Source organism: Ensifer adhaerens, from assembly GCF_001270265.1.
GTDB classification, from domain to species: domain Bacteria; phylum Pseudomonadota; class Alphaproteobacteria; order Rhizobiales; family Rhizobiaceae; genus Ensifer; species Ensifer adhaerens_B.
This window is the reverse complement of sequence record NZ_LGAP01000028.1, coordinates 72,858-98,471: the sequence shown is the minus strand read 5'-3', so window position 1 is coordinate 98,471 and position 25,614 is coordinate 72,858. Positions and strand designations below refer to the sequence as shown.

General features: G+C 61.6%; 18 protein-coding genes and 1 pseudogene. 4 read left to right on the top strand and 15 right to left on the bottom strand.

Translation table 11 applies throughout. The features are described 5' to 3' along the window. Nucleotides 1-339, top strand: a 339-nt coding sequence (locus AC244_RS27910; RefSeq protein WP_053252073.1) for an IS5 family transposase, incomplete at its 5' end; no start/stop codon positions are given. On the opposite strand, the gene AC244_RS27905 is transcribed toward AC244_RS27910, so the two are convergent. The 8 genes from AC244_RS27905 to AC244_RS27870 form a co-directional block, all read right to left on the bottom strand. Next, nucleotides 291-1,313 (bottom strand): ABC transporter ATP-binding protein, encoded by a 1,023-nt coding sequence (locus AC244_RS27905; protein ID WP_053252072.1) that lies wholly within the window; start codon nt 1,311-1,313, stop codon nt 291-293. The genes AC244_RS27910 and AC244_RS27905 overlap by 49 nt on opposite strands. Beyond that, entirely contained in the window at nt 1,310-2,296 is a 987-nt protein-coding gene (locus AC244_RS27900; RefSeq protein WP_053252071.1) for an ABC transporter ATP-binding protein, read from the bottom strand. The genes AC244_RS27905 and AC244_RS27900 overlap by 4 nt, the downstream gene beginning before the upstream one ends. Then, nucleotides 2,289-3,779: an amidohydrolase family protein gene (locus tag AC244_RS27895; protein WP_053252070.1), complete on the bottom strand. Its 1,491-nt coding sequence runs from the start codon at nt 3,777-3,779 to the stop codon at nt 2,289-2,291. Before AC244_RS27895 ends, AC244_RS27900 begins: the two co-directional genes overlap by 8 nt. Continuing rightward, nucleotides 3,776-4,969 carry an amidohydrolase family protein gene (locus tag AC244_RS27890; RefSeq protein ID WP_053252086.1) on the bottom strand — a complete coding sequence of 398 codons (1,194 nt, stop codon included), beginning with the start codon at nt 4,967-4,969 and terminating at the stop codon, nt 3,776-3,778. Before AC244_RS27890 ends, AC244_RS27895 begins: the two co-directional genes overlap by 4 nt. Nucleotides 4,970-4,972: 3 nt before the next feature. Beyond that, nucleotides 4,973-5,923 (bottom strand): ABC transporter permease, encoded by a 951-nt coding sequence (locus tag AC244_RS27885; RefSeq protein ID WP_053252069.1) that lies wholly within the window; start codon nt 5,921-5,923, stop codon nt 4,973-4,975. 9 nt (nt 5,924-5,932) lie between these two features. After that, nucleotides 5,933-6,904: an ABC transporter permease gene (locus AC244_RS27880; RefSeq protein ID WP_053252068.1), complete on the bottom strand. Its 972-nt coding sequence runs from the start codon at nt 6,902-6,904 to the stop codon at nt 5,933-5,935. Between the two features lie 59 nt (nt 6,905-6,963). Continuing rightward, nucleotides 6,964-8,526, bottom strand: a complete 1,563-nt coding sequence (locus tag AC244_RS27875) for an ABC transporter substrate-binding protein (protein ID WP_053252067.1) — start codon at nt 8,524-8,526, stop codon at nt 6,964-6,966. Nucleotides 8,527-9,339: 813 nt separating this feature from the next. Next, a complete protein-coding gene (locus AC244_RS27870; protein WP_152976125.1) occupies nt 9,340-9,702 on the bottom strand; it encodes an HlyD family efflux transporter periplasmic adaptor subunit in 363 nt (120 codons plus the stop codon). A 399-nt stretch (nt 9,703-10,101) separates the two neighbouring features. On the opposite strand from AC244_RS27870, the gene AC244_RS27865 reads away from it, so the two are divergent. Then, nucleotides 10,102-10,428 carry a GYD domain-containing protein gene (locus AC244_RS27865; protein WP_053252065.1) on the top strand — a complete coding sequence of 109 codons (327 nt, stop codon included), beginning with the start codon at nt 10,102-10,104 and terminating at the stop codon, nt 10,426-10,428. 309 nt (nt 10,429-10,737) lie between these two features. On the opposite strand, the gene AC244_RS27860 is transcribed toward AC244_RS27865, so the two are convergent. The 3 genes from AC244_RS27860 to AC244_RS38930 all read right to left on the bottom strand — a co-directional run bounded on the left by AC244_RS27860 (nt 10,738) and on the right by AC244_RS38930 (nt 13,078). Further along, nucleotides 10,738-11,097 carry a helix-turn-helix transcriptional regulator gene (locus tag AC244_RS27860; protein ID WP_053252064.1) on the bottom strand — a complete coding sequence of 120 codons (360 nt, stop codon included), beginning with the start codon at nt 11,095-11,097 and terminating at the stop codon, nt 10,738-10,740. Further along, complete coding sequence (locus AC244_RS27855) at nt 11,094-11,969, bottom strand: S1C family serine protease (protein ID WP_053252063.1); 876 nt, start codon at nt 11,967-11,969, stop codon at nt 11,094-11,096. Before AC244_RS27855 ends, AC244_RS27860 begins: the two co-directional genes overlap by 4 nt. Nucleotides 11,970-12,457: 488 nt before the next feature. Continuing rightward, nucleotides 12,458-13,078 carry a thermonuclease family protein gene (locus tag AC244_RS38930; RefSeq protein ID WP_414735956.1) on the bottom strand — a complete coding sequence of 207 codons (621 nt, stop codon included), beginning with the start codon at nt 13,076-13,078 and terminating at the stop codon, nt 12,458-12,460. A 446-nt stretch (nt 13,079-13,524) separates the two neighbouring features. On the opposite strand from AC244_RS38930, the gene AC244_RS27840 reads away from it, so the two are divergent. Next, nucleotides 13,525-13,920: a hypothetical protein gene (locus tag AC244_RS27840; protein WP_053252061.1), complete on the top strand. Its 396-nt coding sequence runs from the start codon at nt 13,525-13,527 to the stop codon at nt 13,918-13,920. A 282-nt stretch (nt 13,921-14,202) separates the two neighbouring features. Here AC244_RS27840 and AC244_RS27830 read toward each other — a convergent pair whose 3' ends face one another. The 3 genes and pseudogenes from AC244_RS27830 to AC244_RS27820 all read right to left on the bottom strand — a co-directional run bounded on the left by AC244_RS27830 (nt 14,203) and on the right by AC244_RS27820 (nt 23,323). Further along, nucleotides 14,203-15,507 carry an HlyD family type I secretion periplasmic adaptor subunit gene (locus AC244_RS27830; protein WP_053252084.1) on the bottom strand — a complete coding sequence of 435 codons (1,305 nt, stop codon included), beginning with the start codon at nt 15,505-15,507 and terminating at the stop codon, nt 14,203-14,205. Nucleotides 15,508-15,509: 2 nt separating this feature from the next. Continuing rightward, nucleotides 15,510-17,260 (bottom strand): annotated as a pseudogene (locus AC244_RS27825) (type I secretion system permease/ATPase). Between the two features lie 126 nt (nt 17,261-17,386). Next, a complete protein-coding gene (locus AC244_RS27820) occupies nt 17,387-23,323 on the bottom strand; it encodes an Ig-like domain-containing protein (protein WP_053252059.1) in 5,937 nt (1,978 codons plus the stop codon). 255 nt (nt 23,324-23,578) lie between these two features. Here AC244_RS27820 and AC244_RS27815 point away from each other — a divergent pair, with 255 nt between their 5' ends. Next, nucleotides 23,579-24,529 (top strand): LysR substrate-binding domain-containing protein, encoded by a 951-nt coding sequence (locus tag AC244_RS27815; protein WP_082367205.1) that lies wholly within the window; start codon nt 23,579-23,581, stop codon nt 24,527-24,529. A 34-nt stretch (nt 24,530-24,563) separates the two neighbouring features. Here the strand turns inward: AC244_RS27815 and AC244_RS27810 are convergent, their stop codons facing one another. After that, nucleotides 24,564-25,595, bottom strand: a complete 1,032-nt coding sequence (locus AC244_RS27810) for a histone deacetylase family protein (protein WP_053252058.1) — start codon at nt 25,593-25,595, stop codon at nt 24,564-24,566. Nucleotides 25,596-25,614: the final 19 nt, after the last annotated feature.

Genomic DNA, 25,614 nt, shown 5'->3' with positions numbered 1-25,614 from the left:
TGCTTCACACTCACGGCAGGCCAGAAGGGCGATGCGCCGCAAGCCGACGCCCTGATCGAGGGCCTGCCCGCAGACGTCGTCATGGCAGACACCGCCTATGACAGCGACCGCCTGCGCGATGCAATCGCCGACAAGGGGGCCGTGGCAGTCATCCCAAACAATCCGTCCCGCGCGCGCAAATACCCAGTGGACAAAGACCTTTATGGCCTGCGGCACTTGATCGAATGCTGCTTCTCAAAACTCAAGCAGTTCCGCAGAGTAGCCACGCGCTACGAGAAAACGGCACAAAACTACCGAGCCGTCGTCACAATCGCAGCCATCGTCCTCTGGATCAGGTAAGTGTCCACACGACCTAGAGCTTCCTCGGCGCGGTGGCACGCCGCACGGGAACCATCGGAAAAGCTTCTCATCGCCGGGCGTTCGCTCTTGCAGCGGGCATCGGCCAGCGGACAACGCGGGTGAAAGGTGCAGCCCGATGGTGGATTGAGCGGGCTCGGCACTTCGCCTGCCGTGATGCTGCGCTGGCGCTTCGGTTCGGCAATGTCGGGGATCGTCTCCAGCAACAACCGCGTGTAGGGATGGCGCGGATTGGCGAAAAGCGTTTCTGTATCCGCCTCCTCGACGATGCGGCCGAGATACATCACCGCAATCCGATCCGACATATGGCGGACCACGCTCATGTCGTGGCTGATGAAGAGATAAGTGAGCCCCATCTCATCCTGCAATTTGCGCATCAGGTTGAGGATCTGAGCCTGCACCGAAACGTCGAGCGCCGAGGTCGGTTCGTCGCAGACGAGGAACTCCGGCTCGCCGGCCAGCGCGCGCGCGATTGAAATGCGCTGACGCTGCCCACCGGAGAATTCGTGCGGAAACTTCGAGCCGTCCGAAGGCGCGAGTCCGACGATGCGCAGCAGTTCGCCAACACGCTCCATCACCTCCGCTTCCGAGTTGCGCAGCTTCAGCTCACGCAGCGGCTCGGCGATGATGTTCTTTACCCGCCAGCGCGGATTGAGGCTGGCGAAGGGATCCTGGAAGATCATCTGGGCGGAAAGAGGCTCGCCGGAACGACCCGGAGCAAAACGAACCTCGCCCTCTGAGGCCCGATAGAGGCCGGTGACGAGGCGCGCCACCGTCGACTTGCCGCAGCCCGATTCTCCCACGAGGCTAAGGCAGCCACCCATCGGCACAGTGAAGCTGATGTCGTCCACTGCTCGCACGAACTGGCGCGGCTTGCGCTCCAGGACCCGGTTCAGCCACGGGGCCGACACATCAAAATTGCACGTCAGATCATTGACGGTCAGGGCGTCACTCATAGAACTCCTCCTGCATTGAGCCAGCAAGCACTGACACCGAGGCCGACCGGGGTCGGCTCCGGGCGATCTTCACGGCAACGCCGCCCCGCCTCGGGACAGCGCGGATTGAAGGCGCAGCCGCGCGGGATGGCATTCAGACGCGGCATCGAGCCATCGATCTGGTTCAGCCGCTCGACCCGGCGGCCGAGCGCCGGGATCGAGCCCATCAGTCCGCGCGTATAGGGATGGCGCGCATTGCGCAGCACTTCTTCCACCGGGCCGATCTCGACCAGGCGCCCGGCATACATGACCGCGACGCGATCGGCGGTCTCGGCGATTACGCCCATGTCGTGGGTGACGAGCATGACGGATGTGCCGTGGTCGTCGCAGAGGCGACGCAACAGCGATGTGATCTGCGCCTGGATCGACACATCAAGAGCCGTCGTCGGTTCATCGGCGATGATCAGCTTCGGCTCCGCCGCAAGCGCAAGGGCAATGACCACGCGCTGCCGCATGCCGCCCGAGAACTGATGCGGATAGTGATCAAAGCGTGCCTCCGGCGCGGGAATGCCGACTTCCTTGAGCAGGTGGATGGCACGATCCTTGGCACCCTGCTTCGACAGCTTCAGGTGAAGGCGGATTGTCTCGACCAGTTGCGCGCCGACGGTAAAGAGCGGGTTCAGCGATGTCAGCGGATCCTGAAAGATCGCGCCGATCTGCCGGCCCCGCACGCCCTGCATTTCCGTGTCGGAAAGCTGGTCGATGCGGCGGCCCGAAAGCCAGACCTCGCCGCCGGATATCCGTCCCGGCGGTTCGAGCAGGCCTTGCACGGCAAGGCCGGTCATCGACTTGCCGGCGCCGGATTCGCCAACCACGCCCAGGATCTCGCCTGGCCGAATGCTGAGCGAGACGTCGGACAATGCCGCAACAGTGCCGTGCCGTCCGGGAAACTCGACGCAAAGTCCTCGCACGTCGAGAACCGGCGATGTTACGAGCTCACTCATGCCGCAGTACCTCCAAGGGATAGCTGGGTGGGAAGATTTCGCTGACCGGTGGGTGTGCCCAGCTACGTTCAGGGTATTTGGCAATCAGCCCATCGAACTGCCCCTGCGCCTGCCGGCGTGCCGCATCCATGTCTATGCCGGCCACCTTGCCTTCATGCATGGACAACCGGCCGTCGACGAAGACTGTCTTGGTTACACGCCCCGAGCCGCCCACGACCAGCGTCGTGATCGGATCGATCGCCGGCGCCATATGGTGATCCATCAGGTCGAAGACCGCGATGTCAGCCCGGCTACCTGCTTCAAGCCGCCCGAGGTCGTTGCGCCCCAACGCCTTCGCTCCGCCCAGGGTGGCGGCATCGAAGAGATCGGCGCAGCTGACGGCTGCGGTATCGCCCTCGACGACGCGGCAGGTAATGAGGCCAACAAGCAAGTTCATCAGCATGTCAGGCGGCGTCGTGTCGGTGCCCATGGCGATGTTGATGCCGCGCTGCTTGACCGAGCGGAAGGAGTTTAGCGTGCTGCCGCCGCGTGCCGAGACCAGCGGGCAATGGACGATGCTGACGCCGTTGTCGGCATAGAGCTGCAGGTCGTTGGCCGTTGCCTGCGTGGCGTGCGGCGCGATCAGCCGCGAACTCAGGAAGCCGAAGCTCGCCATCCACTCCGGCGCCGTCTTGCCGTGAAGGCGGCGAACCGTGTCGACCTCCATTGTCCCTTGCGCTGCGTGAAGCCTGATCGGGCAATCAAGTTCACGGGCGGCATCCGCCGTTTGCCGGAGCAGGCGCTCCGTGCATGTCTCGACCCGGTCAGGCGCCAGCAGCCCGCGAACCAGGCCGCCATGACGGCCATCATGATCGCGGATGAAGCCGATGGCGTCGTTGAGACCCTGCAGGCCCCTCGCCTCGTCGAAGACGGCCTCGAGCTGTCCCGGCGCTTCCAACACCATGCCGCCGGATCGGTAGGCGGGGCTCAGATAAACGCGCAGGCCAAGATCGCCGGCAGCATCCGAGGCTGCTGCGAACTCCTCGACCGTCTCGCCCCATTCGCGGTAAAATAGCGACGCGATCGGTGCTGCCGTGGTGATGCCGTTCAGCAGGAGCTGGGCGAAGGCGAAGCGCTTCTGAAACGCCAGTTCCTCCTGCGTGTACATTTCGTAAGGCCCACGCTCGACATAGGAGCGCGGCCAGACCCGGCCCTTGGCCCAGCCCGGTTGATGGTCGACCGCAAGGATCGTCGTGTCGAGATCCGACAGAGCGTCGAGATCGATCAGGCCGGGGCTGATCATTGCCGCGCCGAAATCGATCCTGCGTGCGACCTCGCCCTCGAAGTGCGGCCCGACATAAAGCAGGCTGCCGCCTTCGATGACCACTTCGCCATTCGGAATGAGGCGGTGCGTGCCGTCGCGGTGGCCGAGCACCCATTGGGCCGTCAGCAGCGTGCGGCCTTCGGCGCGCGTGCCGAGTTTCAAATCCTTGAGATCGATCATGGGATGGCCACCTCCGTGACACCGTTGCGAGCGACGACGCGGCCGCGCTTGACGACCAGCGGACGTGGTGCGGCTTCGACGACGGCATGGGCGAGCGTCTCGCCGACGAGCAGGGTGAAATCGGCATTGCAACCGACGTCGAGGCCATAACCGGCAATGTCCATGACGTCAGCACCGCCGGTCGAGCAGACATGAAGCGCGTGCTCCAGATCGACGTCGCGGCGCAGCCCGTTCTTCATTCCGAGGATGCGAGCGCGGTCCATCATGTCGGGCTGGCCCCAGGGTCCCCAGGTATCGCGAATGCCGTCGCAACCGGCGGCCACTTTCACGCCAGCCTCCTTGAGGCGCATGATTGACGGTACCGTGGAGGACGGCGAGCCCGTTGTGACGATGCGCACATCGAGATCGGCGATCTGCTCGATAAGGCCGGCGACCCGCAAGTAATCGGGAGCGCCGAGCGCAAAGGCGTGGCTGATCGCAACCCGCCCCTGCATGCTAAGCGCGCGAATGCGCTCGAACATCATTTCCATGCTGAAGGCGCCGAGTTCGCCGGCTTCATGCAGGTGGATATCGATCGGCTTGCCATGTTTTTCGGCGAGGCCGAAGACGGCGTCGAGGTGCCCCTTCGGATCGCGGTCGATACCACAAGGGTCAATTCCGCCAAGAACTTCCGCGCCATTGCTCAGAGCCTGGTCGAGAAGCTCGACGGTGCCTGGGCGCGTTACCAACCCGGACTGCGGAAAGGCGACGATCTCAATGTCGATGATGCCATCGAGAGCCTCGCGCGTTTCGATGATGCCATCCATTAGGCGCAGGCCATGGGTGGTGTCGATGTCGACATGGCTGCGGATATGGCTGGCGCCATTTGCCGCCAGCAGGATTGCCTGGCGCATGGACTGGCGATGCGGATCGATGCCGATTTCCAGCCGCTTCTCGCGCTCGAAATCGATGCGTTCGCGCAGCGTCGCGACCTTGGCGTTCTCGTGCCAGGGCATGCCCCAGACGGACTTGTCGAGATGGGTATGGGCTTCGACCAGACCGGGAATGGCGATGTGGCCACGGCCATCCTCGATCGCCACGCCATCGGCCTCAAGGTTCTCGCCGATCGCTTCGATCTTGCCGTCGCGGATCAGGATATCCGTCGGTGCCCCGCCGTGGGGACGGACGTTACGGATCAAAAGATTGGACATCATTCACCTCAGTTTCGGATTGAGTGCGTCGCGTAGCCAGTCACCCAGAAGGTTGACCGAGACAACGAGAAGGCAAAGCTGCAGCACCGGGAACAGGACGATCCACCAGACACCGGAGAAGAGGAACTGGTTGCCGAGGCGGATGAGCGTCCCAAGGCTGGGTTGGCTCGGCGGCATGCCGATGCCGAGGAAGGAGAGTGTAGCTTCCGTCAGGATCGCCATGCCGAAATTCAACGTGGCGGCGACCATGATCGGCGTCAGTGTGTTCGGCAGAATATGGTTGAGCATGATCCGCCGCGCCGGCGTCTTCAGAAGGCGGGCCGCCTGCACATATTCCTTGCCGCGCTCGACGATCGTCTGGGCGCGCACGGTGCGGGCATATTGAACCCAGGCGCTGAGCGTGATCGCCAAAACGAGGACTGCGCCTGATCCGACATCACGCAGCTCCGGCGGCAGCATCTGGCGGGCAACGGCGCTGACGAGGATGGCGATCAGGATCGTCGGGATGGACAGCAGGACATCGCCGATGCGCATCAGGATATTGTCGACGATGCCGCCGAAATAACCGGCGACGAGACCGAGGCTGAGGCCAACTGTCAGCGACAGGATCACCGAACAGACCCCGATCAGGATCGAAATACGCGAGCCGTAGAGAATGGCCGACAGCATGTCGCGGCCTTGGGTGTCGGTGCCGAGGATGTAGGGCCATTGGCCATCGGCCTGCCAGATCGGCGGCAGTTCCGAGTTCCAGAGATCGAGCTGGGCCGGATCGAACGGGTTTTGCGGTGCGATCAAGGGCGCGGCAAAGGCAGCGGCGATGAGGACGAGCAGGATGAGCGCGCCGGCGATTGCCGACGGGCTGCGGGTGAAAGACCACCAGAGATCGCTCTGGCGCCAGCGCGCGAGCCGGCCGATCTTGGCTGTCGTGGTTGTTTCCTGAGCCTGGTCAGTCATGGGGCGGCCTCAACGTGTGGCATCGCGAAGACGGGGATCGATGACCGCATAGGCGATATCGACGAGCGTGTTCAGCGTGACGAAGATGAAGGAGACGATGCACAGGTAGCCTGCCATCACCGGGATATCGAGGAAGGTCACCGCCTGAATGAACAGCATGCCCATTCCCGGCCATTGGAATACGGTCTCGGTGATCAGAGCGAAGGCGATCAACGATCCGACATTCATCGCGGTCATGGTGACGACCGGCATCAGACAGTTTCGAAGCGCATGCCGGAAGTTGATGCGCCACCGCGGTACGCCACGGGCACGCGCGAATTTGACGAAATCTGAGCGCAGCACTTCCATCATCTCGGCGCGAACGAGCCGCATGACCAGCGTGATCTGATAGAGCGCGAGCGCAAAGGACGGCAAAAGCAGCGAGGCTCGCCCGGATGCGGTCAGCAGGCCGGTGCTCCACCAGCCGATCTGGACGACGTCGCCGCGGCCAAAGGCCGGCACCAGACCAAGCGAGACGGCAAAGACGAGGATCAGCAGGATACCAACGACGAAACTCGGCAGGGAGACGCCGATAATGCTGACGAATTGCAGGCCTTCCGAATACCAGCGACCCCTGTGGATCGCCGTCAGAACGCCGAGCGGAATGCCGATCAGCAGCGACAGGACAGTGGCCACCAGAGCCAGTTCCATGGTCGCCGGGAAACGTTCGGCTATCAGCGTCATCACGTCCTGGCCGTTTCGATAGCTGATGCCGAAATCGCCCTGAGCCGCGTTGACGACGAAGCGCACATACTGGGTCAGGAACGGATCGTTCAGCCCGAGCTTTTCACGCAGTTCGAGACGATCGGCCTGCGACATCTGTTCGTTGGCCATCAGTTCGACCGGGTCGCCGGCGAAACGAAAGATCATGAAGGCCATCAACGCGACGGCGAGCATGACCAGCACGGCATTAGCCAGCCGCTTGATGAGAAAGACAATCATTGGTTTTCCCGCTCAATGAGAAACCCCGACAGAGCAAGCTCTGCCGGGGCAATATGGACTCAATCGCCGATACGGGTGAGCCAGTGGCGCGGCTTGTTGTCGGCGCGGATGGTGACGTCGGTCACTTCCTTGGACATCGCCCATGCCATCGGCTGCTGATGCAACGGGATCATGATGATCTGATCCTTGGCAAATTTCAGCGCTTCGGTTTCGATTGCCAATCGCTTTTCGCGATCCATTTCAACGGCGGCCTTCTTCACCATGGCGTCGAGTTCGGGATAGGACCAGCCGCCATAGTTGGCGACGCCGGCCGCACCTTCGCGGGTCGAAAGCACCTGGATGAGAATCGAGTAGGCATCAAGCGTCGGCTCGTTGGCCCAGCCGATCATGAACGCGTCGGACTTACCGCCGGCGCGCTTCGGCGCCTGGACGGCGCGCGGACCGATGTCGAGCGTCGGCTTGAGACCGACACGCGACAGCATCGAAACGAGCGCGCTGCAGACGTCTTCTTCGTTGACGCTTTCGTCGTTCATGCAGACGAGTGTGAACTCGGTGCCGACGGCGCCTGCTTCCTCCAAGAGCTTCTTGGAGAGTTCCGGATCATAGGCGGTCGGCACGTCAAGTTCGGCGCTGTAGCCTGGGATTTCGGGCGCGACCATGGTGCCGGCAACATGCGACTTACCGCGCATTACGCGCTTGAAGATCAGCTGGCGGTCGATCGCATGATCGATCGCCTGGCGGACCTTGATGTCGTTGAAGAAGTTTTCGCGACCGTCGGCGAGCTTGTCCTTACGGTTGAAGACGAGGTGGATCGTGCGCAGGTCGGAGCGCTCGACGACCTTGATGTTCGGATCGCTCTTCAGCCGATCGAGGTCCTGTACGGGCGCGCCGTCGGTAAGGTCAATCTCGCCCGACAGGAGGGCAGCGACACGGGTCGCAGCGGATGTGATCGGAGTGAATTCGATGCGGTCGAGATTGTGCTTCGGCGTATCCCACCAGCCGTCATTCTTAACCAGAACAGTCTTGCTGTCCGGTACGCGCGATTCAACAATGAACGGCCCGGTGCCGTTGGTGTGATAGGTGGTGTAGCCCTCGACCTTGCCGCCGACATCGGTCGGCAATTCGGATTTGTTCTCGATCAGCCAGTCCTTGTCGAACATGAAGATGTTGGTCATGTCGTTGAGGAACAGCGGGCTTGGCGAGTTCACCTCGATATCGACCGTGTAGTCGTCCACCTTCGTCGTGGAGACATAGGCCGGAATGTTGCCGCGCAGGGGCGACGTCGGGTGGCTGACGCGTGCCATCGAGGCAAGGACGTCGTCGGCGGTGAAATCGGCGCCGTTCTGGAACTTCACGCCCTTGCGCAGGTGAAAGCGCCAGACTCTTTCGGAGACCATTTCCCACTTGGTGGCGAGTGCCGGCTCAACGACGAATTCCGGCGTGTAGCGAGTCAGGCCCTCATAGACGTGATTGAGGAAGGCGAGGTTCGACGTGCTGCCGTAGGAGTATGGGTCGAGCGAGAAGATATCCCGCGGGCTGCCCCAGCGCAGCGTTTCGGCCGATGCCGTCGAGGCGAGAAAGGCGAATGCCAACCCCGCAAGGAGATGCTTTCTCAGTTTCATGTGGTTCCCTCTGTTTTTCTCATCCGTCACCGTGCCGACCCTGTCGGTCCGCGATCCCTCGATCGCTTGAGGCTGACACCGCTAGATTTGAAGTTGTTGGCGCTAATGTCAACTATTTTGTCGACAATTTTGTTGGCAAGAATTAGCGAGTGCCGTTTTATGGGGAAAAGCGGAGCGAATTCAGCGGCTTTGAAGCAGCGGCCTATTACAGACCTGACTCGCAAAGCGGGGTGCCAGCCTACTTTTTCCCGGCAGGGTGCCGTTAACGAAAGGCACGATGGGCTGAGCAAAGAACCATCTCAGCAGACCGCAGGCTGTCGCGGTCTCCTTGCAACCGAGACACAAAAACAGCCCGCCCCGCTATGGTCGGATGACCGGACGGGACGGGCTGTAATTCGTTCGAAACGGCCGATCGATCGCTAATCGGGGGACCGCGGGCAATTCTGCAATAATACCCGCTAAGGGGATTGGAAGTTCTTTGGATTGAAGCGGTTGGCGCGAGTCTGCCTGAAGCGTCCGATGGGTGGATCAATTTAGTTCCAGCGATAGTCGCCGGTGAGCGTGATATGCGCCCACGGAGCGGGGCCATCTGGGAGTGAAGATCGTCGTGAATAACGATGCCTTGACGGAAGCCTGATAGGCCATGACTTCAGCGACCCGATTGCGTAGAAAGACAGCACGGGCGGCTTTCGAGACCGGTGCTGAACCCTTGGGCGCCAGCGATCGCGGCCTTTCCTTCCGAAATGACACCCTAAGCATCATGGCAACGTCCACACGACGGGGATAAGGCCGGTTTCCGCCATACAACGGTGGTTAGATGGGCACCTCGTGGACAGCATGCTGCGACCCGTTGCTGTCGTTGCCGACGCACGCGACGAATGGCTCAATTGAGCCCAAAGCTGCCGTGTCCAGGGGAACGATCGACAGAAGCATGGTCCCGACAGTGACATAGGTGCCGGTTCTGACGCCTTTCTGTCCGATTGTCCCTGAAATCGGGGCCACGATCCTCGAATAAGAAAGCCGCAAACTCACGTCGGCCAAGCTCGCTCTCGCCTGTTCGAGCGATGCCCTCGCGCCTTCCAGCTGGCTGCCGAGGATATCGAGTTGCCGTTTGGCTGCGTCCAAAGCGGTAACATGACTGTCGCGGCTTGCTCGAGCTGTCGAGAGTTTCGACACGGCCTCATCCAGAGACTGTATCGAGACAGAGCCTTTTGCCACGAGCTGCCGAATGCGAGATTCGTTCGTGCGGGCCAACAGAAGAACAGCATCGTCGGCGTCGATCTCCGCCCGTGCCACCGCAATGAGTGCATTTTGCCGCTCTATTTGCGCGTTCAGGCGGACCGATTGCCAAAATATCGGCGATGGCGAGTTATGTGACGTCTCCGATGGAGTGGATTTCTGCCGGTCTCGTCACTTCCACCTCTGCGAAAGGACGTCTGCTATCTGAGGCTGCCCGCGGCGCGCCCAGAAACTGCGAAGTTGAAACCGTTCACTACGACAAGTCCGCACATTGGATGACTCGCGTTCTCCTCGCCTTGAGCGTTAACTGTGTTGCTCTGGCGGAGGAGGCAAATCATGGCCATTTATCTCACGCGCTTTAGCTACACGCCCGAAACGTGGGCGCTAATGATCGAAAACCCCGAGGATCGCCGGGAGGCGGCACGCACTTACATTGAATCCGTCGGCGGAAAGCTCCATGGGTTCTGGTACGCCTTTGGCGAGCATGATGGTTGGAATCTGTGGGAGGCGCCTGATAACATCTCGATGGCGGCTGTCGCGCTCGCTATCGGCGCAGGAGGTGCGCTCAGTTCTATTGAGACGACAGTCCTCCTGAGCGTCGAGGATACGATCGAAGCCTTGGAAAAGGCAAAGTCGATTCGGTATCGTCCACCGGCAGCGTAGGCGGTGGCCCACTGCTTGCCATCATGTTCGCCGTCCTCGCCGAGCACGATTGCGCTTGTCGTCTCACCATCGGAGAGTGTTAGTTTCAGTTCTCTAGCGCCGGCGACCACGTGAGCGCTCGTAAGCAGGAGCCCGTCATGAGCAATGAATCCCGAACCACTACCTCCCGCGCCGCGTCGATTTCGACATCCTACGGCTTGCGCGACATGCACAACAGCGCGCGAATAGGCGTCTATGGGATGGTCAGCGGATGAATCGTCATCAGAATGACTGTCGGTTGGGGGTGTATCGAGCATAATAAAAGCGCTTTCACAGATGGATCACGCCGCGCCGCGCGGCGTGGGCGACCGCATCGGTGCGGCCGGTGGCATCAAGCTTGTCGATGACGCGGCCGACATGAAATTTCGCTGTATCGACAGAGATGCCGAGTTTGCGAGCAATCTCTTTATTCGAAAGGCCTTCTGCGAGAAGCGCCACGACTTCGCGTTCGCGGGAAGTCAGGCCCGCCCCCTCCGTGGTGGCCCGCACCGTGGAGAGGACCAGCTCGGACACCTCCCCTTCCGGGGCCAGACGCACCCAATCGACTGATGTCAGCAATTCGCTCAACCGCTTCGCAAGCGCCGGATCATCGATGCGCACCGCGATCGTAACAGGGCCCGTGTCACTCATCGGCGGGGTCGGGTCGCGATAGTGACCGCCGCCTCGACATCAGCGCCCGCACGCCTGATCCCCAAGGAGACCGATCTGCCAATCGACTGATGATCGAGGGTCCGCACGAGCGCATTGACCGAAGGAACGGCCTCACCGTTCCAGTGGACGATGATGTCTCCTTGCAGGACCCCACCAATAGCGCCGGGTCCATCGGGGTCAACACTCATGACCATCGCCCCGTGGCCGCCACCGGTGAAGGCGACCTGATGGAGCCCGAGGCCGAGATAGCCACGCGGGACTTCGCCATGCGCCAGGAGAAGAGCGGCCGCGCCTTCAACGGTCGCAGAGGGGATGACGAGGGTTCGGCCCCGGGGCCCGCGCACGGCCATTCCAAAGACATTGCCCTCCGCGCTGATCGCCAAGCCCCCCTCCGCGCGACGTCGCAATCTCACGTCGAGCTCGATGCGTGCATCGATTTTGCCGCCGCGCATCGATCGCCACGCAGGACCAACCGCGATCGCGCTGCCGAATGAAACAAGTGGCGCGCTCTCGGCCGCCGCGGCGACCACGACGAGTGCGCCAGGTCGAGGCACCTCTTGGTCGAGCACAGCCGACGGCGCGTCGGCTCCCTCGACGCGAAGCAGCGCGATGTCAGTCGACGGATCGCGCCCCACCAGGCTGGCCGGGTGCTGCGTGCCATCCGAGAATTCGATGAGTATCTGCCCTTCGTCGGAAAGAGCTTCATCTGCGGTGATGATGAGCCCTTCGCGCCAGACGAATCCGGTGGCGAGCGAACGGGTTGAGGCAATTTCCACAATGCTCTCCGCCACCGTAGCGGCGGTCTCGACGATCGTGGAAGATAATTGAGCGAGGAAACTAGGTTCAGTCATGGGTGATCTCCTGTAGAGCCTAATGTGTGTCTCTACGGCGGTGATCGCCACTGCCCGGTCAGGTAGACCGATCGCGCTCGGCTTGCCCGCATCCCAACGCCTCGGCGCTCATCACTTGTCGAGGTAGGGTCTGTTGTCGTACTGCGCGTCATTCAGGCACCGGGCCCACCGCAACGAGTTTCATGCCGACTGGGATGAAAAGAATAGAGTGCAGTGCAGTGCGTCAAAGCTCATCGAGGCCGCTGGTTATCGGGCGTGACGATCACGGTCAGCCACTTCGAACCGGCCCCAATCGCCGCCCCTTACAACGGACGAAAATCGCAGGTCAGCGTACGAAATCGTAGCCTTGGTAGCGGGGGTCCGTTCTGGTCTCTATCACCGACTTGATGCCGCCGATCTCATCGACCTCGGAACGTGGCAAATCGCATTGGTGCGGGCGATCCGGCAATACGTCGAAAAGCCGAAGAAAATCATGGCCGACAACGACACTAGCCGCACCACGACTGCTTGAAGCCGAGCCAGCGGTGCGCCAATCCCTCATCGACAAGTTGGGCGCCGAGCGATTGGCCGCTGCGGTAGACGTCGCGGAGCTTTCGTCCGTATTTATCCTCGTCGCGGAAACCCGCCTTAAAACCAAATGGGCCGGCGTTCAGAAGCGATTGCAGGCGGATCTTGGCCTGCTCGCCCAGTGCCTTCTCCTCTGCGCAACGCGGCTCGCTGATCTCAGGCGTGTCAATGTCCGCGATACGGTACTTCACGCCATCTAGCCAAAAGGTGTCACCGTCGACAACGCACGTGATCCGAGCGGAGATCCCGCATATCGGGAACGAAGCCTCGATATCGTCATTCGGCGGCATGGTGGCCCAGCCATAGGCGATGCCAAGCGGAATGGCTGCGACAGGCAGAGCGACCAGCCACGGCGACCAAGATCGCCTCGCAGTCCGCGCTCTCCGCTGCTTCTCGCTTTTGAAACTCACGACAGAGCTATCCACTTTCCCATGATTACCCGCCATTCGGCTCATGCCCACCGGCACGCGATTCTGCTGACCGTGGGCCGCACCTGGAACCGTCTGCCGCAATGTCGTCGTCGAATTCGCAATTACCTTCATAGGGCTTTGGACTTTTGTCTGCAGTGGCGCCGCCAGATGACTTCACTGGTCCGATAGCCGTGCCGGTATACGTGCTCATCACCCGCGCCGTTCGCCGGCCGTCTGCGTAGATCCTCGTGTTGTATGATTGCGGATTGAGCGGATTGATGATGTGGATAGCCTTGTTGGCCTCCATCGCGTTTCCAGCGCCGAAGGTGATTGTGTCCCGATGGTTCAGGGGCGTTATTGAACTTTAAATTGGTGACCTTGTCAAAGCTAAACCTGGAATGGCATCTCATGCTCTCTGAGCACCCAGCGATGTTGACCCAAGCAACGACGAACCGGTTGCACTGGACCATCGCTTCGATGCCGTTTTGACGCAACTGGCCGTACGAACATCCGATTGACTCTTCAGCGCGTCGCTAGCAGCTTTTCGGCGTCATCGACGATCTGGAGCCTAGCCCTGCATGAAACAGCCGAAGCGGATTCTTACCCGCGAAGAACTGCACGACCTTGTCTGGTCGACGCCGATGCAAAAGCCGGCGGAAATCTATGGCCTCTCCGATCGCGGATTGGCCAAAATTTGCGAGCGACACCTCGTGCCCGTTCCCCCGAGAGGATACTGGGCGAAGCTTGAAGCCGGTCAGTCTGTGAAGCGTACCCCCTTTAGAACGGTGGAAAACACGGCGCTTCACACCGCCCATATAGGCTCAAAGGTCGTTACAACTCAGAGCGCCTATCTTGCGGAAGTCCTGGCCGCCGCGAAACAGGAAATAGAGGATGAGAACAAAGTCCTCCGTACCCGGCCAGCAGCCCCAACCAACGTTCCGTCGCCGCGCAAAGATATTTGCGTTCCTCCGTAATTTTAGAAAATGCTGATATTGCATCTGATGGGGAAAGTTGGCCTGACCGCGACAGGATCGTCACGCTCAGGCATCGTCATGTCCGACGAGCTTCTGTCCCAGGTCGCACGACTTCCGTGGGCCCACATCGCACTCACCGGCGATTACCTTTGGAACGAAATTGACCGCCCCCTCGAACGCTTCAGGCCGATCCTGGCTAACCGCTTCAAATCAAACAACTTCAAATTCCCTTAGCGGGCATTATTGCAGAAATGCCCGCGGAGCCCCTAACCGCAAGCTGGCTCAGCTTTCGCGAAAAGCTCGACTGACCTGATCCATCAGCGGCTTGATGAAATAGGACGCAACACTGCGCTCGCCCGTGGTAATGAACGTTTCGACCGGCATGCCGGGCATCAGGGAGACATTGCCAAGCCTTTGGATCTCTTCGGGCGCGATCGCGATGCGCGCGACGGAGTAGCTCGCACCAGTTCGCTGGTCGACGGACACATCGGCTGACACCCGTTCGACCGCGCCTGAAATTTCCGGCGTCGTCTTCTGGCTGAAGGCGGAGAAGCGCAGGATCGCCCTCTGCCCGGAATAGATCTGGTCGATATCCTGAGGCGCGACCTTGGCCTCCACGACGAGCTTGTCGATATCAGGCACGATCATCATGATCGGCTCACCCGGTGCAACCACGCCGCCGACCGTGTGGACGGCGAGCTGGTGGACGATGCCGTTCTGCGGCGCAACGATATCGACACGCTTCAGCTGATCTTCGGCGGCCACCTTGCGCTCGACATACTCGCCGATCCGGGCATCCATTTCCCGCAGATCGGTTCCAACTTCTTCAGCCCATTGTTCATCGACCTGGATGATCTGCAGCGATGTCTCGGCGATCTTTTCGTTGACGCCGGCGACGCCGGCAAGCAGCCTGCCCATCTCGCCGTCGATATCGGTCGCCTGGCGCTCGAGCGTGCTGAGACGGCTCTTTTCCATCAGCCCCTTGTCATGCAGGAAGGTGTAGCGACCAAGCTCTTCGTTGATCAGCAACCGCTCACGGCTGCTAGCGGTGCGCTCGGCCTCCATCCCGCGGATCTCGTCGTTCAGCTGTTGCACCCGCCGCTCGAGTTGGCGCTTCTTGCTCTCGCGCACATCCCTGCGGCTTTCATAGAGACGCTGCTCGGCATGCATCATTGCTGTGACCTCCGGATCTCCAGCGCGCGACAGCAATGTCTCGGGGAAAACGACACGCTCTGTACGGTCGCGCTCGCTCTCCAGCCGCGCCTTGCGGCCTGCGAACTGATCCAGGCTCTTGAGAATGATCGCCAGATTGGCCTTCGTCATCGTCGCGTCGATGCGCATGACGATATCCCCGGCCTTCACATGATCGCCGTCACGCACCATCAGTTCGCTGACGACGCCGCCCACCGGGTGTTGCACTTTCTTCAGGCTGCTTTCGACAACCACTGATCCTTGAGCGATCACCGCTCCAACGATCTCCGTGCCGATCGCCCAACCGCCGAAGATCCCGACCAGCGTGGCAAACCCGAGCGCGCCCACGATCAGGTGGGTACGGATAGAACGTCTGAGTGTCTGCCAATCGTCCATGTTCATGCCTTTGCTGCTTCTGCGGTCTGCACCACCTTGAGCGCACCCGGATTGGCGGATGTTTGCCTCAGTACCTTTGAGAGAACCTCGTCTTTCGGGCCGAAAGCCTGTTGGCGGCCTGCCGCAAGCATCAGCACCTTGTCGACCGCAAGCAGAGCGCTGGGCCGGTGGGCAATGACGATGACGATGCCGCCACGCTCACGGATCCCGAGGATCGCCGAAGTCAGAGCCTCCTCGCCTTCGGAATCGAGGTTCGAATTCGGCTCGTCGAGAATGACGACGAAGGGGGTCCCGTAAAGCGCCCGAGCCAGTGCGATGCGTTGTTTCTGGCCGGCGGAAAGCGGACGGCCATTTTCCCCGACTTCTGTTGAATAGCCTTCCGGCAGGCTGACGATGAGATCGTGTACTCTTGCTGCGCGTGCAGCCGCGATGATGTCGTCGGCTTCAGCGTCGGGATCGAACGAGGCGATGTTTTCGGCAACGGTGCCGTCAAGCAGTTCGATCGATTGCGGCATGTAGCCGATATGGCGGGCAAGGGCTGCGGCCGGCCATTGGTCCGGCGTGGCGCCATCGAGCCGGATCGCGCCCCGCGCCGGGTGCCAGATGCCGACAAGCAGACGCGCAAGCGAACTTTTGCCAGAGCCGCTCGCACCGATGACGCCAAGCCCGGTACCAGCCTCCAGTGTGAAGGTGACATCCTGCAACACGGCGTCAGTCGTTTCCGGCGGAAGAGCGCTGACACGGTCGACGGAAAGCGCGCGGCTCGGTGCCGGCAGATCCATGCGACCAGGTGCATCTGGGAGCAACGCCAACGTCTTCTGCAGGCGTCGGCGGCTTTGGCGGGCCCCGATGAAGCCTTTCCAGTTGGCGATCGCCAGATCGACCGGCGCCAGCGCCCGAGCCGAAAGGATTGAACCGGCGATGATGATGCCGGGTGTCGCCTGCTCATTGATGACGAGCCAGGCGCCGACCGCAAGGATGCCCGACTGGAGCATCATGCGCAGCACCTTGCTCATCACGCCGAACCCTGAGGAAACATCGCTCGCACGGCGCTGCTCATGCGTAAACGCCCGGTTCTCCTCCTGCCAGCGGCGCCTTAGATGCGGGCCCATCCCCATAACCGAGATCACGTCGGCATTGCGACGGCCGCTCTCGGCCATGCGGTTGCGTTTCGATGAATGGCGGGCAGCTTCTTCGCCCGGCCGCTGGAAAACGAGTCCCGACAGCAGGGTGATCGCGGCGAAAAGGCGGCACCCGCCAGCGCCGTAACACCCAGCCAGAAATGAAACGCGAAGCAGATGGCGATATAGAAAGGCAGCCAGGGCAGATCGAAAAGTGCCGTCGGCCCGCTGCCGGACAGAAAGGCCCGGATGGTATCGAGATCGCGCAATGGCTGGGCGTAACGCGCGCTGATCGGCACCTGCAACTGCAGACCGACGATCGCATCATAGATCCTTGGCGAAAGCGCCTGGTCGAGCCGATCGGCTATGCGCACCAACAGCCGGCCACGCAAGGCGTCGAACAGCCCCTGAAAGGCGTAGAGCACGACAACGATGCCGAGAAGGGCTACGAGCGTCGGTAGGCTCCGGCTCGGAAGCACCCGATCGTACACTTCCATCATGAAGAGCGATCCGGTGAGGTAGAGCACATTGACGACGGCGCTCATCAGGCCGATGCCGACGAAGGCGCTGGCGCAACCGGCGAATACGCCCTTGAACTGGCTGGAATTTCTATTGGAAGAACTGTCGCGCATGGTCCCTGATCCGTTGAGATCGCGGCGGTAGCAGGCAGGCATCACAAGGGGATGACATGCTTGAAGTGGCTGAAGCCTACGCCGCGCAGGAAGGGGCGCACCGGGTGGCGCGCCCCTTCGCTTTGGTTAGGCGAAGCGGAAGTCGTCGATAACGAAGTTTTCCGTTTTCACACCGTTGAAGGTGATGGAGGACCCGTCGTCGAACGCGATCTGGGCACCGGCATCGCCGTCGGAGAAGGCGCCGGAGGACAGCAGCGCCTGGTAATCGGCAAATACGTCCTTCGACAGCACGACCACGTCATCGCCCTGGGCGCCTGCCTGGAAGTCCAGCACCACGTCGCGACCGTCGCCGGCCGCAAAGACGAAGGTGTCGGCACCCGCACCGCCCGTCAGCACGTCATTGCCCGTGCCGCCGTTCAGCGTGTCGTTACCCGCACCCCCGTTGAGCTGATCATTGCCGGCGCCGCCGCTCAGCGCATCGTTGCCAGCGCCGCCCATCAGCACGTCGTTGCCAGCACCGCCTTCGACCACATCGTTGCCGTCACCGGCCACAACCCGGTCATTGCCTGCACCGGCATCGACCATGTCGTTACCGTCGCCCGCCAGCACCGTGTCGTTGCCGTTGCCGGCCTCGATCATGTCCTTGCGGTCGGTGGCAACCAGCGTGTCGTTGCCGTCGGTGCCTTCGACGACGTTGTACTCGGTGTAGCCGTCGACCTTGATCGTGGCTGTGCCTGTCGATTCTCCACCCTGGGCGTCACGCACGGTGTAGGTGACGGTGACCATGGCATTCTGCTCGTCTTCGAGCGCCTGGAAGGCGGAAGACGGATCGGCGACGAGCTTGCCATCGACGATCGAGAAGGCTGTAGCAGCCTCAGCGTTCGTCGACGCCAGACCGGTAACCGCCGTCACCGCGAAGCCGACAAGCGTCAGCCGGTCGCCTTCGACATCGGCATCGTTGGCAACGAGGTCGAAAGTGGCGGTCTCGTTCTCGGCAACGGCTCCGGCGTCAGCGACAGTCACCGGCGCGTCGTTGACCGGCTTGATCGTGACGCTGACGGTGCTCTCGCTGCTGCCACCCTTGCCGTCGGATACAACGACGATGAAGCTGTCCGTTCCGTTGACATTGGCGTTTGGAACGTAGGTCCAGGCGCCGGTTCTACCATCGAGCGCGACGCTGCCATTGGCCGGCCCAGCACCTGTCTTGACAGCGTAGCTCAGCGTATCGCCATCAACATCCGTTGCCGTGATCGTGCCGCTGACTGACATGTCCTCGTTCGTTTCGACCGTCAGCGACGATGCTACAGGCGTATCGTTGACCGGCTTGACGACGAAGGTGGCGCCAGCTTCGCTCGAGCCGCCACGGCCGTCGGAGATCTGGTAGCGGAAGGAGGCTTCACCATTAAAGTTCGCGGCCGGTGTGAAGCGAATGCCGCCCTCCTCGACGATGGCAGTACCACCGACGACCGAGGTGACGCCGGTCACTTTCAGCTGATCGAGATCGGCATCGCTGTCGTTGGCGAGCAGGCTCGCAAACGGGATGACGAAGGACGGCGCATCCTCATCGATCGCGGCAAGCGTATCGCCTGCGGCAACCGGGCCACGATTGACGAGACCATTGGCGATCACTGCGCGGTTCATGACCGTACCGTCGCTGAAAGTGACGAGCTCGACGCCACCGCCTGCCAGTTGGCCCTTCAGGGTCAGTTTTTCGCCATTGGCGAATTCGACCTCGACAGCTTCGCCGTATTTATGCAGGACCGCTTCACCGCGGGCGATGTCGTGCAGGACGAGAACGTCATTGTCCCCGGCAGCCGTTGCCGTTTCGACGATTTCGTCGGAACCTTCGCCACGCCCGTAGACATAGGTATCGGAACCGTCGCCGCCGATCAGCACGTCATTGCCGGCGCCACCTTCGATCAGGTCGTCGCCGAGACCGCCGGCAATGATGTCGGCACCCTCGCCGCCCATCAGCACGTCGTTGCCCTTGCCGCCAGCAAGCCCGTCACGTCCGACACCACCCATCAACGTATCGTCGCCGTCGCCGCCATCGAGGCGATCAGCGCCGCCGTTGCCGATGAGGGTGTCATTGCCGGCAAGACCGTAGATCGTCTCGCCGGCTTCACCGCCGACCAGCATGTCACGGGCATTGGTGCCGTTGATCACCTGGCCGCCTTCGAGACCCGACTTCAGATCGACAACCGTGAGATCGTCGAAGGACAGCCCGGCATTGCCCCAGGAATAGAGGCCGAAGGTACCGGCATCGAGGCCGCGGTCGCCGACCGGATAGGCAAAGAGTGCCTCATCGTTGAGGAAGGCGGTGATCTTGTCGCCGACGACTTCGACGCGCAGCTTCATCGCCTGGCCCGGCTCATACTTGCCCGGAACCTGTGCAAGAATTTCCTCGACACCGTTCTTCATGCGCACGAGGTTGAAGATGCTGCCGGCGCCGTTGCCTGGGCTACGGTCGAGAATGCCATCGGCATCGAGCTCGAGCTTGTAGTAGTTCTTGTTGTCCTTGTAACGGAACAGGAAGCCGAGGCCGTCCTTGTCAGGCGTCTGGATCGTCGCCTCAACCGCATAGTCGGTCCAGGCAAGTGCTGCCGGATCCTTGAACAGGGCATAAGTGCCGAGACGAAGCACGTTGACGCCGTCGCCGAGCGGGCTCCAGCCGCGCTTCCACAGATCCGCAGCCGTTGCCCCGCTCCAGGTCAGTTCGCGGCTCGCAAGACCCGTCGTCTGCACCAGCTTTCCGTCGGCAAGCAGCCATTCGGATGCCTTGCCGTCCGGTCCGATGCCCCCAAGTTCGCCTTCATCGACGATATTGAAGCGCGACAGGGATTGCGGCGACGAGAAGTCTTCGGCAACGAGGATCTTGGTGCGGTCGACGACGGTGATATCGACGCGGTCGGTCGAGACCGAACCGTCCACAGCCGTCACCTTGAGCAGCAGTTTGTTGACGCCGGTGTCGAGATTGACGTTGGCGGTCTTGCCACTGGCAATGACGTTGCCGGCGAGGTCCGTCCAGACGTAGTCGACCAGTTGCTTCGGCCCGAACGAGCCTGAGGCGTCGAGCTTGACGGAAGCCTTGCCGTCGCCGTCGATGTCGTAGGTCCGCTGATCGATACCGGCCTTTGCCGTCGTGTCGGCCTTGGTGACGACGATATCGTCGAAGACCGAAGCGCGCTGGCCGCTGGAGTAGAGGCCGACGGTGCCGCCGGTAAGCGGTGCATTGGCGTCCGTGACCGGTCCGGCAAAGACATTCTTGTCGGCGAGGAAGACGTTGATCGCGCCGCCGGCGACGGCCACGGTCAGCGGGATTTCCATATTGTAGGGCGAACCTTCGTTCACCGATGCCAGTATGGTCTCGACGCCGTTGGCCACCTTGACCAGCTGGCGACGGTTGGTCTCACCATCGAGCGTGAAGCGGTAGTGATTGTTGGCGTCCTTGTAATAAAAGAGAACGCCGATCATGTCGTTGTCGAGCTGCGTCAGCGACGCTTCGAAGACGTAGTCAGTCCAGGTGGACGAGCCCTCGCCGACGAAGACCAGCTTGTTGCGGGCGGCATCGCTCTGGTCGAAGAGCGCAGCCTCCGGTGCGGCAAGCCCTGCGGCTCCGGTCGGACGCGAGAAGACCGTTCCCTTCAACAGGAAGTTTCCGGTGTTGCCGTTGGCCGCACCGATATCGGTCGCCCAGCCTTTGGCGTTGCCGTCGTTGAAGGTCTCGACGAGCAGGGTGCGATCGCCGCGGACAATCACATCGACCGTGTCGCTGGTCTTGATGCCGTTGAAATCGGTGGTGGTCAGCGTCAGCTTGTGCTTGCCAAGCTCCAGCTCGGCCCTGGCGTCCTTGCCTTCAGCCACCACGTCGCCGTTCTCGTTGGTCCATACCCAGCTCTTGACACCTGCCGGCAGCAGCGACTTGGCGCCGGAAAGTGCGACATTGGCGGACGAGGCGCCGGCAGCGGCGTCGGCGATGATGTCGTCGCCGGCTTCCGCCATGGCGCGTGCCTTGCCGCCGCTGACGTCGATGTTCTCGAACACTTCCTGATGACCGCGATAAAAGCCGGTGAGGCCGTCACGATCGAGTTCCGGCTTGGTGCGGAAGCCGTCGAGGTAGTCGTCGAAGCCGGTAAAGTAGGTCTCGGTGGAAATGCGGTTGTTGTCAGGGTCGATGGTGATCAGCCGGATGGCACCGTTGCCGCCATTGTTGCCCTTCGCCTCATTGCCGTTGCCGGTGATCTCGCGCGACACACCATTCTGGTAGTTGACCAGGAACTGAAAAACCGGCTCTCCGTACTGGTTGTAGGTGATGTCGGTTTCAGCACCATCGCCGAAGATATGGCCAGAGAAGGTCATGACGATGTTCGGGTAGCGAGCGAGCAGCTCGCGCGAAACATATTCGCCGTCGTTGGCGCCGCGCTGGTCGGTGCGCATGCCGTAGTCGTAGCCGGCACCTTCGTCGTAGAGCGGAAGAGCCAGATTGTCCTGACGGCCGGCATAGCTTGTCAGCGAGTGGGTGGCGAGCATGACGCGATAATCGGGATGCGCCTCGATGACGTCGCCTGCCCAACGGATCACGTCGTCGCGCGGGCCGAACTCGAGCGAGATCGACAGCCACTTGGTGCCATCAGGGGCCGTGAATGTGCTGTAGGTATTGCGGGCGCTCATCAGTTCCTGATCGTAGGCGCCACCGAAGGTGCCCGGGTTGGTCGCCGTCTGTTTATCGGGCGAGAAGCGCTGGTCGAGATGGATCGACGAGTGGTCGGCAGCATTGCCACCGTTGGCCTGGTCATGGTTGCCCGGCAGAAGCGCATAGGGGATCTTGCCGTCGAGCTTGCGAAGGGCCGCTTCCGCGATGTCCCACTCACCGGGGCGGTTGTTCTGGGTGATGTCGCCGACATGGGTCATGAAGACGATGTTGTGGCTCTGGCGATTGTCCACCAGCCACTGCGTCATGTCGCCGAAGAAATGCTTGATGCCATCGTTGGACGTGTAGTCCTGCGTGTCAGGGAACACGGCGATCGTATAGGCGTTCGCACCGGCGACGCGGACGCGGAAATCGTCGGTGATTGCGTGTCCGGTGCTATCGGTTGCCGTCACGCGGACGTCGGAGTGGCCGAGTGCCGCGAAATCCAACACCAGCTTGTTGCCGTTGGTGAGGACGGCATTCAGTACTTCACCCTTGCTGTTCTGCACGGTGAAGGTCAGGTTTTCGCCGGAGAAGTGCTGCGACAGGTCGATCGTCACATTGTCCGCATTCGGCGTGACCATCATGTCCTTGATGGCAGAGGTCTTGACGACGGAGCCGGGGTTCGGCGTCGTATCCTGGCCGACGGCCGGAATCCCCGCCGTTGCCGAGGTCGTCGTCGAAACGGTGGTGCCCTTGCCGCTCAGACTACCCTCACCGAATGCCGGCGTGGTCGAGCCTTCGCCGAAACGGAACTCGGTGCCGTTGGACGACAGCGCGTCAGTCTTCAGCGCATCAGGAACGATGCCTTCCGGCTTGGCATTGCCGAGGGCCGACAGCTCCGACCCCGTGAGGACCTTTTCGATGAAGAGGAAGTTGCTGAGGTAGCCGGAAGACGTCTCGCCATCCTCGTCGGAAAAGATCAGGAAGCCCTTGGCCTTGTCGATGGTGAAGCGGGCGGCGAGCGTGCCGGTCATCTTCTGTTCGGCAACGAACTCGCCGTTGATGTATTTCTTCATCGAGACGCCGCCGCTGGCGTCCTTGTCGATCGTAAGCCCGATGCGGTTCCAGGCATCGAGCTTGGCGGCGCCGCGATAGTCACCGTTGATGCCGAGGCCGAAGCTCTCGCCGCCGACCTTGCCGAAGATATCGCCGTCCGACGTGTTGGTGACATCCGTCTGCAGGAACGGGATCCAGCCGCTGGAGCCGGCCGACGGGAAGTAGACGTCGTAGACGAGGCTGTAGGATGAAACATTGCCGGTGCCGCCGGGCGAAACCAGAATGCCCTGCTGTGCCTGGACACGGGGAATATTCAGGAGCCAATCGGAGGAAGATTGGATCGGCGTCGCAATCGAATTGGGGGAGGAAGTCATGTCGGCTTTCTCTCTAAAAGTGAACGGGATCGGCTCTTGGCCGTGCGTCACCGTTAGCCGCCACGCTTACCGCCCAGATGACAGTTGCTTAACAAAACGTAAAACGGCCATAGCGTTTTCCGATGGCCGCCATCGGTTTCACCCGCCGTTAGGGGCGTCCGATCGATGTGCTAAATGCGGGTGTCATGCCCCTGTCAGCTTTTCCGACAATGATGCCGGCGTGGATCTAGCCCGCAGGCAGCAGAACCGGAAGCAATGTCGATCACTCAACTGAAAGCATTTCACATCGTCGCCCAGTCCGGCGGCTTCTCCCAGGCAGCTCGCGACATGGCGATCAGCCAGTCCACGCTGTCCCAGCATGTGCGGGAACTGGAGGCGGTATGCGGGCAGAACCTGCTTGATCGAAAGGCGCGCGGCGTCAGCCTCAGCACCCATGGGGAGCGCCTCTTCGAAATCACCTCGCGCCTGTTTCAGGCGGAAAAGGAGGCCAACGCCTTCCTGCGCGGCGAGGCCGGTTCGAATGGCGGGCATCTGCGCGTTGCAGCCGATGGGCCCATCCTGGCGCTACCGATCCTCTCCCGATTGAAGATCGACCGGCCGAAGCTGACCTTTTCCCTTGCCGTCGATAACTCCGCTCGCGTGATCGACCAGATCATCGATTATCGCGCCGATGTCGCGATCACCGCGCAGATCCCCGACGATCCGCGCCTGCACGGCGTGCATTTTTTGAGCATGCGCCTCGGCCTGTGCGTGCCGGCATCCCATCCGCTTGCGACGCGCGACGGCGTCACCATGAAGGACCTAGACGGGCTCTCCTTCGTCATGCGCGAGCGCGGCTCGCGCACCCGCGAGATCTTCGAGAAGAACCTTGCCGATCACGCCATCTCGATCCATCAGATCGTCGAGATTTCCTCGCGCGAGGGTGTGCGCGAAGCCATCGCCAATGGCGTCGGCTGCGGCGTCGTTGCCGATCTCGAATTCGGCCACGACATCAGGCTTTCCTTCGTACCGATCGACGATGCAAAAGAAATCATCGACGAATACGCGATCTGCCTGGCGGAGCGCCGCCATTTGCCGCTGATCCGCGGTTTCATCGACGAGGCAAGCCGCCTGTTGCCCGACGTTGACGAGACTTTTCGCATGCCGCCGCCTATTCAGAAAGCTACAGGAAAAACAATCATCTCTGCGTCGTCTCTAACACAATAGATCATAACTTCCGTTCGTTGACGTAACGGTAGCCTCAGAGCTTGGCGGTCGCGCCGAAGCCTGTCAGGAAAGACGTCAGATTGTCGGACAGCGCATCACAGAGATAGCCGCCTTCCTGAACGATGGCCGTCGGCAAGCCCAAGCCCGCGATCGCCTCACCGACCCGCGCAAAGCCTGATGTCGACACCGCAAGACCGCCGAAGGGATCGCCTTCGAACGCATCAAGGCCAAGTGCCACGACTACAGCGTCCGGCGCATAGGCGCGGATCCGGCGGAAGGCGATGTCGAGGGCCGCCAGGAATTCCGCGTCACCGGACTTGCGCTCGAGCGGCAGGTTAAGGTTATAGCCGAGGCCTGCGCCCTCGCCACGCTCGTCGGCATGCCCCCAGAAGAAGGGGTAGAAGCGCACGGGATCCGCATGGATCGAGACCGTCAGCACATCGGAGCGTTGGTAGAAGATGCCCTGCGTGCCGTTACCATGATGGAGGTCGATGTCGAGGATCACGACACGCGCCGCATTCGACAGAAAGCGCTGCGCAGCGACGGCGGAATTGTTGAGGAAGCAGAAGCCTCCGGCGACGTCGGCAAAGGCATGATGTCCGGGTGGGCGGCAGAGCGCATAGGCGACCCGATCGCCAGCCATCACGGCGTCTGCTGCATCGACCGCGCTCCAGGCGCTCCAGCGCACGCTCTCCCAAGTTTCTCTGGAGATCGGACATGCGGTGTCCGCCATGTGATATCCGGCCTGCCCCACCGCGGAAGCCGGATATCTGCCATCGCGCGCCAGCGGGTGAATGTTCGGGATCACTTCTTCAGAGGCTTCGGCGATGCGTTGCCAGCGGGCGTAGATATGCTCGAGGAACTCGAGATATTCGGGCGTATGCACCGCGGCAATCGGACCAAGCCCGTGATCGCGCGGGCGATGCATGGTGCATCCGGCGTCGCGAGCGCCGATCAGCAACCGCTCGACCCGCTCGGGCTGCTCCGGGTTCGGCTGCGGCGCACCACTCGAAAGGAAAGCCTTCGGATCGTGTCGCTTCTGTTCCTGTGCGTAGAAGGCTTTCATGCTCTCTCCCGTTCCTGCG

What these genes read in the sequence shown, in the direction of transcription:
- AC244_RS27815 (WP_082367205.1), top strand. Translation starts at nt 23,579, where the DNA reads ATGTCGATCACTCAACTGAAAGCATTTCACATCGTCGCCCAGTCCGGC.
- AC244_RS27875 (WP_053252067.1), bottom strand. Translation starts at nt 8,526, where the DNA reads ATGAAACTGAGAAAGCATCTCCTTGCGGGGTTGGCATTCGCCTTTCTC.
- AC244_RS27855 (WP_053252063.1), bottom strand. Translation starts at nt 11,969, where the DNA reads ATGACTGAACCTAGTTTCCTCGCTCAATTATCTTCCACGATCGTCGAG.
- AC244_RS27840 (WP_053252061.1), top strand. Translation starts at nt 13,525, where the DNA reads ATGAAACAGCCGAAGCGGATTCTTACCCGCGAAGAACTGCACGACCTT.
- AC244_RS27895 (WP_053252070.1), bottom strand. Translation starts at nt 3,779, where the DNA reads ATGATCGATCTCAAGGATTTGAAACTCGGCACGCGCGCCGAAGGCCGC.
- AC244_RS27900 (WP_053252071.1), bottom strand. Translation starts at nt 2,296, where the DNA reads ATGAGTGAGCTCGTAACATCGCCGGTTCTCGACGTGCGAGGACTTTGC.
- AC244_RS27820 (WP_053252059.1), bottom strand. Translation starts at nt 23,323, where the DNA reads ATGACTTCCTCCCCCAATTCGATTGCGACGCCGATCCAATCTTCCTCC.
- AC244_RS27810 (WP_053252058.1), bottom strand. Translation starts at nt 25,595, where the DNA reads ATGAAAGCCTTCTACGCACAGGAACAGAAGCGACACGATCCGAAGGCT.
- AC244_RS27880 (WP_053252068.1), bottom strand. Translation starts at nt 6,904, where the DNA reads ATGATTGTCTTTCTCATCAAGCGGCTGGCTAATGCCGTGCTGGTCATG.
- AC244_RS27890 (WP_053252086.1), bottom strand. Translation starts at nt 4,969, where the DNA reads ATGTCCAATCTTTTGATCCGTAACGTCCGTCCCCACGGCGGGGCACCG.
- AC244_RS27865 (WP_053252065.1), top strand. Translation starts at nt 10,102, where the DNA reads ATGGCCATTTATCTCACGCGCTTTAGCTACACGCCCGAAACGTGGGCG.
- AC244_RS27905 (WP_053252072.1), bottom strand. Translation starts at nt 1,313, where the DNA reads ATGAGTGACGCCCTGACCGTCAATGATCTGACGTGCAATTTTGATGTG.
- AC244_RS27860 (WP_053252064.1), bottom strand. Translation starts at nt 11,097, where the DNA reads ATGAGTGACACGGGCCCTGTTACGATCGCGGTGCGCATCGATGATCCG.
- AC244_RS27830 (WP_053252084.1), bottom strand. Translation starts at nt 15,507, where the DNA reads ATGGACGATTGGCAGACACTCAGACGTTCTATCCGTACCCACCTGATC.
- AC244_RS27885 (WP_053252069.1), bottom strand. Translation starts at nt 5,923, where the DNA reads ATGACTGACCAGGCTCAGGAAACAACCACGACAGCCAAGATCGGCCGG.
- AC244_RS38930 (WP_414735956.1), bottom strand. Translation starts at nt 13,078, where the DNA reads ATGAAGGTAATTGCGAATTCGACGACGACATTGCGGCAGACGGTTCCA.